The 8,571-nt window shown below is 36.1% G+C and carries 8 protein-coding genes; 2 read left to right on the top strand and 6 right to left on the bottom strand.

Features of this window, described 5'->3' with window-relative positions:
- Positions 1-232 precede the first annotated feature (232 nt).
- Complete coding sequence (locus ACZ6ZR_RS38225) at positions 233-1,132, bottom strand: DMT family transporter (protein ID WP_279495844.1); 900 nt, start codon at positions 1,130-1,132, stop codon at positions 233-235.
- Between the two features lie 132 nt (positions 1,133-1,264).
- Between ACZ6ZR_RS38225 and ACZ6ZR_RS38230 the strand changes: the two genes are divergently transcribed.
- Both ACZ6ZR_RS38230 and ACZ6ZR_RS38235 read left to right on the top strand, forming a co-directional pair.
- On the top strand, positions 1,265-1,987 hold the full coding sequence (locus ACZ6ZR_RS38230) for an MgtC/SapB family protein (RefSeq protein WP_004233792.1): 723 nt from the start codon (positions 1,265-1,267) through the stop codon (positions 1,985-1,987).
- Positions 1,988-2,001: 14 nt separating this feature from the next.
- Positions 2,002-2,985 carry a cation diffusion facilitator family transporter gene (locus ACZ6ZR_RS38235; protein WP_048395811.1) on the top strand — a complete coding sequence of 328 codons (984 nt, stop codon included), beginning with the start codon at positions 2,002-2,004 and terminating at the stop codon, positions 2,983-2,985.
- 53 nt (positions 2,986-3,038) lie between these two features.
- Here ACZ6ZR_RS38235 and ACZ6ZR_RS38240 read toward each other — a convergent pair whose 3' ends face one another.
- The 5 genes from ACZ6ZR_RS38240 to ACZ6ZR_RS38260 form a co-directional block, all read right to left on the bottom strand.
- Positions 3,039-3,737, bottom strand: coding sequence for a hypothetical protein (locus ACZ6ZR_RS38240; protein ID WP_048395809.1), 699 nt, complete (start codon positions 3,735-3,737; stop codon positions 3,039-3,041).
- 360 nt (positions 3,738-4,097) lie between these two features.
- On the bottom strand, positions 4,098-5,261 hold the full coding sequence (locus ACZ6ZR_RS38245; protein WP_131522565.1) for an iron-containing alcohol dehydrogenase: 1,164 nt from the start codon (positions 5,259-5,261) through the stop codon (positions 4,098-4,100).
- 367 nt (positions 5,262-5,628) lie between these two features.
- A complete protein-coding gene (locus ACZ6ZR_RS38250; protein ID WP_004233781.1) occupies positions 5,629-6,873 on the bottom strand; it encodes a Glu/Leu/Phe/Val family dehydrogenase in 1,245 nt (414 codons plus the stop codon).
- Positions 6,874-6,956: 83 nt separating this feature from the next.
- A complete protein-coding gene (locus tag ACZ6ZR_RS38255; RefSeq protein WP_004233780.1) occupies positions 6,957-8,150 on the bottom strand; it encodes an ornithine--oxo-acid transaminase in 1,194 nt (397 codons plus the stop codon).
- 250 nt (positions 8,151-8,400) lie between these two features.
- A partial coding sequence (locus tag ACZ6ZR_RS38260) for an aldehyde dehydrogenase family protein (RefSeq protein WP_387256090.1) occupies positions 8,401-8,571 on the bottom strand: 171 nt, incomplete at its 5' end.

Here is an 8,571-nt window from a genome sequence, read left to right on the forward strand (position 1 = left end):
TGTTTGATGTCCAAAATTGTGTTTCGTTCACTAGCAAAACTAGCTACTTAAAACTTTATTGATTACGTTTTGCTTGTTCAGTTTTCAAGGTTCATTTTATTTAAGTCGTTTTCAGCGACTTTATTATCTTATCTCATTCCCAACTAAAAGTCAACAACTTTTCAAAACTTTATTTCCAAGCGTTCCTTCTTGTTAAGGACAAGTAATAATATATAATATAGCATTTTAAAAATCAAGCATTTTTCTTAAAAAAATTAAAAATCTTTTTAATATCTATTACAAACAATAGAATTCCTGCTAATACAATCAAACCACCGATGATTTGTGTCATGATTAAATACTCTTTAAATATCACCAAAGCTAAAAGAGCAGCTCCTACAGGCTCAAATAATATAGCAATTGAAACAACATTCGTACTGACGTATTTAATTGACCAATTAAACAAAGTATGACCAAGTAAATTTGGTATTAACGCTAATAAGATAAACCATAACCAATCCATAGAAGAATATGGACCAAAAGATTCCCCTTTAACCATTACATATATAAATAAAGTGATGGTACTTACAACATATACAACCATTGTATAGGTTACAAGTGATAATCTCTTACGTACATCCTGTCCTAATAGAAAATAAGCTGTCGCTAGTGCACAAGCAACGAGCGCCAGTACATCTCCATATAAGGCTGTTCCACTTACTTTAAAATCGCCCCAACTAATTAAAATACTTCCTATTATTGCAATTGATCCTGCTACGATTGTTTTCACCGTAATTTTCTCTTTAAAGAAAAAGTAAGTGCCCACAAACGCAAACAAAGGTTGTAGTGTTACTAAAACTGTTGAACTTGCTACTGAAGTATAGTTGAGTGATTCAAACCATAATATAAAATGAAAAGCTAAAAAAATCCCTGCAACTGAAGAAAATAGCCAATCACGTCTTTTTAAAGTCGTTAACTCCTTTGTATATCCCCTTAAAAACCATGGCGCCATGATTAAAACGGAAAATAGCATGCGATAAAATGCTATAATCCCCGCTTCCGCCGATGCTAATTTCACAAAAATAGCTGACATCGATACTGAAATTACACCAATCACAATCGGGATGTATGGATGGATTTTTGGCTGCTCCAAAAAACCCCACCTTCCTAAAAAAATACTTATATGTCCTTACTTCATGTTGTACAATACAAAAAAGTGATGCACATATAATAATGACAGTTTGCATATCTCTTAGCAATACGAAATATCAATGGAGGGTTGTGTATGGAAACATTATTCGAAAATATGATTACATATGAAGTTGGCATAAAATTAGTTATTGCAGCCACATTAAGTTTAGTAATCGGTATCGAAAGGGAATTAAAGAAAAAACCAGTTGGATTAAAAACAAGTTTAGTTATTGCTACTTTCAGCTGCTTATTAACGATTATCTCCATTGAAACTGCCTACTCAACCCCCGCTAGAGAAGATATTAATATTACGATGGACCCTCTTCGTTTAGCCGCACAAATTGTTAGTGGAATTGGCTTTCTTGGTGCAGGAGTCATTCTAAGACGCGGGAATGACAGCATTACGGGTTTAACAACCGCTGCTATGATTTGGGGAGCCGCTGGTATTGGTATTGCGGTTGGTGCAGGTTTTTACATGGATGCAACACTAGCTGTTGTGATCATTGTTTTTGGAATTGAAGTACTATCACCTTTTCTTATGAAAATCGGACCAAAGCGAATTCGTATGCGGGAAATTTTATTAAAAGTCCAAATTGATGATGACAACCATACAGAATCATTTCTATTATTTTTAAAGGACAACAACATTATCATTGAAAATATACGCATTAAAGATGTGCACTTAAAAAACGATAGTGTTTTACATGAGTTAGATTTACGTCTTTCCTTAATCGTCTCGGATAATTTGTTGTCATTTTATCGTTCATTACGAGCACTATCTTATATAGAAAAAATCGAAATGGAAATTTTAAACTAGTTGGAGGATTTTTTATGGCAGAACTATTAAAACTACTAAAAGACGGTAACAAACCCTCTCTAATGGCTGCATGTGTAAATGCATTTTTAGGAATTATTAAAGGAATCGCCTTTTTCTTTACAGGTAACGTTGCGATGTTTGCAGAAATGATGCACTCTCTAGGCGATGCAGCAAACCAATTATTTGTGTATATAGGGTCAGCACTCTCTAAAAAGGCACCTACAAAACAATTTCCCGGTGGCTTTGGTCGTATTGTCAATTTAGTATGCCTTTTCGCCGTAATAATTGTAGCTATCCTTTCTTATGAAACAATAAAAGAAGGTTGGCATCATTTTATTCATCCCACAGGAGAGTCTAGCGGGATATTGATTGCCCTAGGAGTATTATTCATCGGGATTGTTTTAGAAGGGACAGTGCTAGCTAAAGCGGCTGCAGAAGTGCTACATGAATCAGGTCAAGAAAAAGCAGGTATCGCATCTATTCCGAAAGCATTCACATACTTGAATAGAGCAAAACCGGCAACAAAATTAGTTTTTATGGAAGATTTAGTTGCTACTGGAGGCAACTTCTTAGCCTTTGCTGCTATTTTAATTGCTTATTTTACAGGTTGGGGTCGAATAGAAGGACTAGTTTCGATGATAATTGGGGTCATGATGTTTTATGTTGTAGGTAAGGTATTCCTTGATAACGCACGTGGTGTCATTGGTGAAACTGATGAAGAGATGTTAAACCATATCGCTCACCTCGTAATGGATGATCCAAATATCAAAGATATTGTGCGTCTTGAAGTGATTAAAGAAGGTGAGTTTTTACATGTAGAATTAGTGGCTGAAGCTGATCCGCTTTTATCGTTAGCCTTTTTAGATGATGTTCGGGATCATTTAACAGAGGTAATCCTAAGCCAAAAAGGAGTATCTAAAGTAGCTATATTATTCGACGAAGATGATGGGAAAACAAGCTGGATACACGTTGGTGAAAAACCAAACAACTCCATTTAATACTTTATAAAAACAAATAGCCAATTGCCGTATTTCAGGCAGTTGGCTATTTGTTAGACTAATTTTAAATTAGGAATATCCTCATAACCTACATAAACATGGTTTGTAATCATAAAAGTAAGTAATTTATTACAAGCAATCATTTGTCTTTTACCATTCTGCTGAATAACGATTTTTGAAAATAGTAAGGAGGCTTGACGATTAGCTAATGCATATTCTTCTGCATTGAGAATATTTCTGCCATCCACATGACAACCCAACACGAAATTTCCTAAAAAAGAATCCTTTAATACATTCGGATGCATGGATTGGTAATGTACTTCAGCAATTGAATCTTCTATATTCATAAATTGATGGGCTACCAAATAATGTTTTAAAGCACCTTTTAAATCAATTGCAATAGCTGTATCTGCTAAAATTGTTCGATAATAAACGGGAACAATCTCAGCACCCCCCAAATACGGCTTAACTTCTACAACAATTTCTCCAGAAGGACGAACAAATAATTGTACAATTGCTTTATTTACACCATCCGAAAAAATAACATTCGTTCGCCCAAAACGCACGCTTTTAAAAAATATACTTTGATCTACAATGTATCCAGTGATAATTTTATCATTTTCAATTTGCAATGATTTCGCTTCAATCCCCAATACCTCTACACAATTTTGCATTTTATAAACATGTTGCTGAAATGGCATTTCTATACAACTTAATGTAACAATACGATCCTGTAGCAATTGTTTCAACATTTGATCCCTCTCCTCTTTGTTTAATATTGTAATTATTTTAGTAAAGGTGGCTGAACAACTTCTGAACATTGACACACGAATTGACTGATTACGACAAAAAACTATCCTTTTCTGTCATTCCATAAATCACCTTATAGTAAAACAATCTACAATATAGGTTGAATGACTCAGCTAAAAACATGACTTTCCTCACTTAAAATAAAGAAAAATACATTTATATTCCTTCTATTATGTATCTATTTTATTATATTGCAGGACTAAAGAAACTTCTACGACAAAATTCTACATTAATCGTTAATTTTTCTTAACCTTGCAATAAAAAAAGTATGAGGCTATAAGCATAGCCTCATACTTAAAGTATTAAAGAGAATTTCGTAAAATGGTTCTTACATCTTCCTCTTGCAATCGATTAAAGTTGCCAAAAGGGCCATTTTGCATAGCATGATCTACAATTTGCTGGAATTTCGAATCATCAATATCGTAATCTGCCAAACGACTAGGTGCCCCTAATGATGTCCAAAATGCAGATAAACGATCAATCCCCTCATAAGCAACCTCTTCTACTGTTTTGCCTGTTGCCTCGACTCCAAACACACGTGTTGCTATACCTGCAAAACGCTCAGGATTTACTGGTACATTTAAACGCATCCAATGCGGTTGAAGAATGGCTAAACCACCTGCATGTGGAATGTCATATACAGCAGATACTGCATGTTCAATATTATGAGATGCCCAATCCCCTCGTGAACCAATTGATAGGAACCCATTTAAACCAATTGTCCCTGCTAATAGAATGGTTTCGCGTAACTTCGTATTTTCTAGGTCCTCTAATAATTTTGGAGCTGTCGTAATAACCGTTCGCAATACCCCTTCACACATTTCATCTGTGATAGGAGTATTCGTTGTATTGTGGAAATATTGCTCAAATACATGCGACATCATATCCACTATTCCATACACAGTGTGATTTTTAGGTACAGTCACTGTATATGCAGGGTTTAGTATCGAAAATTTCGGGAAGGCTGCTGGACTACCCCAACTTAGTTTTTCTTCTGTAGCAGCATTCGTTATCACAGATCCAGCATTCATTTCTGAGCCTGTAGCAGCAAGTGTTAATACCGTACCTAGTGGTATAGCTTGTTCTACAAACACTTTACGTTTCACGATATCCCAAGCATCGCCATCATACTTAGCGCCAGCAACAATTAATTTAGAACAATCGATTACTGAACCACCACCCACAGCAAGAACTAAGTCAATTCCTTCAGTTTTGCATATCTCAATACCTCGTCTAGCTGTTTCTACTCGTGGATTTGGCTCTACACCACCTAATTCAAATACGGTTTTATCCGCCTGTTGTAATTTTTCTATAACAGCATCGTATACACCATTCGATTTAATACTTCCGCCACCATATACAACTAATACCTTGTTTCCAAATTGCTCTAATTCTTTCGGCAATTTTTCAAGTGCATCCTCACCAAAATGTAGTTTCACTGGGTTAAAAAAAGTAAATGAATCCATCTAATTCGCCCCTTTCTAGTTGGATTTTCTCATAATTACGCTAGAGAAAGCAAAGATTAAACGCTGTCAACACTTTGCTATTTCGAAAGCGTTTTTTCAAACTGTTCAGATTTTGTTCAGACAATAGTTGTATAGTACTACTCATTACATAAAATAAAAGGAATTTTTGCACATGCTTATTATTGTAATTGTTGTCGTAACCATAATTTTGAGCTTTTTTCTGCTAAGATTTTTTAAAATCAAAAAAATAAGGAACGAAAAAAAGATGCTATTAGAGCAGCGCCTAGACCACCTTCTTCAATCAAATAAAAACGAAAAAAATGAGTCATCCCAATAATATAGGAATGACTCATTATCTTCTTTTTACTTAAACCCAACCACGGAAGCGAGAAGCTTCTGCAGTACGGCGAACACCTACCATGTAAGCTGCTAAGCGCATGTTGATGTTACGTGTTGTTGCTGTTGTATATACATTATCAAATGCTTCGACCATTTTTTTGTATAGACGTTCTTCCACTTCTTCTTCTGTCCAATAATAACCTTGGTTATTTTGCACCCATTCAAAGTAAGAAACTGTAACTCCACCTGCAGAGGCTAATACGTCTGGTACAAGTAAAATGCCACGCTCTGTTAAGATTTTAGTTGCTTCAGCTGTTGTTGGACCATTTGCTGCTTCTACTACGATATTTGCTTTCACATTATGTGCATTGTCAGCAGTAATTTGATTTTCAATAGCAGCTGGTACTAAAATATCACAATCAAGCTCTAACAATTCTTTGTTTGAAATTGTGTTTTCAAATAAAGTAGTTACTGTTCCGAAGCTATCGCGACGATCTAATAAATAGTCGATATCTAAACCTTCAGGATCATGAAGTGCACCATAAGCATCTGAAATACCGATTACTTTCGCACCTAAATCATGCATGAATTTTGCAAGGAAGCTTCCTGCGTTACCAAATCCTTGAATAACAACACGAGCACCTTTAATATCAATACCACGTTTTTTTGCTGCTTCTTCGATTACGATTGTAACACCTTGTGCAGTCGCACGGTCACGACCTTGAGACCCACCAAGTACTAGTGGCTTACCAGTGATGAAGCCAGGAGAGTTGAACTCATCCATTCGGCTATATTCATCCATCATCCATGCCATAATTTGTGCATTTGTAAATACGTCTGGCGCAGGAATATCTTTTGTTGGTCCTACGATTTGACTTACCGCACGAACATAGCCACGGCTTAAACGTTCGATTTCGCCCATTGACATTTGACGAGGATCACAAATGACACCGCCTTTACCACCGCCGTACGGTAGATCGACAATACCACATTTCAATGTCATCCACATTGAAAGCGCTTTAACTTCCTCCTCAGACACTTGTGGGTGGAAACGAACCCCACCTTTAGTTGGTCCTACAGCATCATTATGTTGTGCACGGTAACCAGTAAATACTTTTGTTGTACCATCATCCATTTTCACTGGGATACGTACTTGTAGCATGCGAAGCGGTTCTTTTAGTAATTCATACATTGCTTCATCATAGCCAAGTTTATTTAGAGCATCTTGAATGACATCTTGTGTTGATGTGAAAAGATTTAAGTTTTCAGACATTATTAAATCGCCTCTTTGTTTTTTTTAATGATAGTTATCGGCATCATTGTAACATACTTCCGAATTAAAATGTGAACATTTTGTTAAAGTTTAAATACTTTTTCAATTTGTTCAATTGACCAATCTAAATCCTCTTGAGAAATAACCAGTGGTGGGGCAAAACGAATTACTGTATCATGTGTTTCTTTACATAATAGACCTAATTCTTTAAGTTTTTCACAGTATGGACGAGCTGCTTCTGTTAGCTCCATACCGATAAATAAACCACGACCACGTACTTCCTTAATAACTGGGTTGTTAATTTCTTTTAATTTACCTTTGAAGTATTCGCCAAGTTCGTGTGAACGCTCTGCTAATTTTTCATCTAATAATACTTTAATTGATGCAATTGAAACTGCACAAGCTAAAGGATTACCGCCAAAAGTTGAACCATGTGAACCCGGGTTGAATACACCTAAAATACTACGGTTTGCAGCCACACAAGAAATTGGGAATACGCCGCCACCTAGAGCTTTACCCAAGATATACATATCTGGTTCTACTTCTTCCCAATCACAAGCAAACATTTTACCTGTACGTGCTAAACCAGCTTGAATTTCGTCAGCAATGAAAAGTACATTGTTTTCACGGCAAAGTTCACGAGCTGCTTTTAAGAAGCCTTCTGTTGGAATGACGATACCCGCTTCACCTTGAATTGGCTCAATTAAAAATGCAGCAGTGTTTGGTGTAATAGCCGCTTTTAAAGCTTCAAGATTACCATAATCTACTAATTTAACATTTGGTAGCATTGGACCAAAACCACGACGGTATTCTTCATCAGAAGATAAAGATACAGCTAGCATTGTACGACCATGGAAGTTACCATTACATGCAATAACTTCAGCTTTACCCTCTTCTACGCCTTTTACATCATATGCCCAACGACGAGCTGCTTTAAACGCAGTTTCTACTGCTTCAGCACCAGTATTCATTGGTAATACCATTTCTTTATTTGTTAATTTCCCTACTAGCTCATACCATTCACCAAGGTTTTCACTGTAAAAAGCACGTGAAGTTAACGTTACTTTATCAGCTTGCTCTTTTAAAGCAGCGATAATTTTTGGGTGACGGTGTCCTTGGTTTACTGCTGAATAAGCAGATAACATATCTAAATATTTGTTACCTTCTGGATCTTTAACCCAAGCACCCTCAGCCTCTGAAATAACGATTGGCAGTGGATGATAGTTTGCTGCACCAAAATTTTGTGTTTGTTCAATAACTTGTTGAGTTTTTGTCATATCCTATTCTCTCCTTACTAATCATGTTGAAAAACTTTATAAAAGAAAGGGACTATGTATCACTATAAGTAGAATGATTAAGAATATAGCAACAATTCAAACGGTAAATTTGCTAACTTCTCCAAGGTAAACTACGTCATGAAAGTCTACGGTTTTAGCCAGGGTAGCGTTACCTGGAGAAGTGTCACAAATTCATTCAAAATGCCTCAATTTCTACCTACTTTGAACAGCCCTCACGTCAATGTGAAAATTAAAGCATTTCTGAAGTTGTTTTTGCTTGCATATGCAGTTGTAGGTAGTCTGGGCCACCTGCTTTTGAATCTGTACCTGACATGTTGAAGCCACCAAATGGTTGGTAACCTACGATAGCACCTGTACAGCCACGGTTGAAGTAAAGGTTTCCTACATGGAATTCTTCACG

The organism is Kitasatospora sp. NPDC088742, assembly GCF_055584905.1.

Excerpts from the sequence above, each read along its gene's own strand:
- ACZ6ZR_RS38230 (WP_004233792.1), top strand. The coding sequence starts at position 1,265 with ATGGAAACATTATTCGAAAATATGATTACATATGAAGTTGGCATAAAA.
- ACZ6ZR_RS38250 (WP_004233781.1), bottom strand. The coding sequence starts at position 6,873 with ATGTCTGAAAACTTAAATCTTTTCACATCAACACAAGATGTCATTCAA.
- ACZ6ZR_RS38235 (WP_048395811.1), top strand. The coding sequence starts at position 2,002 with ATGGCAGAACTATTAAAACTACTAAAAGACGGTAACAAACCCTCTCTA.
- ACZ6ZR_RS38245 (WP_131522565.1), bottom strand. The coding sequence starts at position 5,261 with ATGGATTCATTTACTTTTTTTAACCCAGTGAAACTACATTTTGGTGAG.
- ACZ6ZR_RS38255 (WP_004233780.1), bottom strand. The coding sequence starts at position 8,150 with ATGACAAAAACTCAACAAGTTATTGAACAAACACAAAATTTTGGTGCA.
- ACZ6ZR_RS38240 (WP_048395809.1), bottom strand. The coding sequence starts at position 3,737 with ATGTTGAAACAATTGCTACAGGATCGTATTGTTACATTAAGTTGTATA.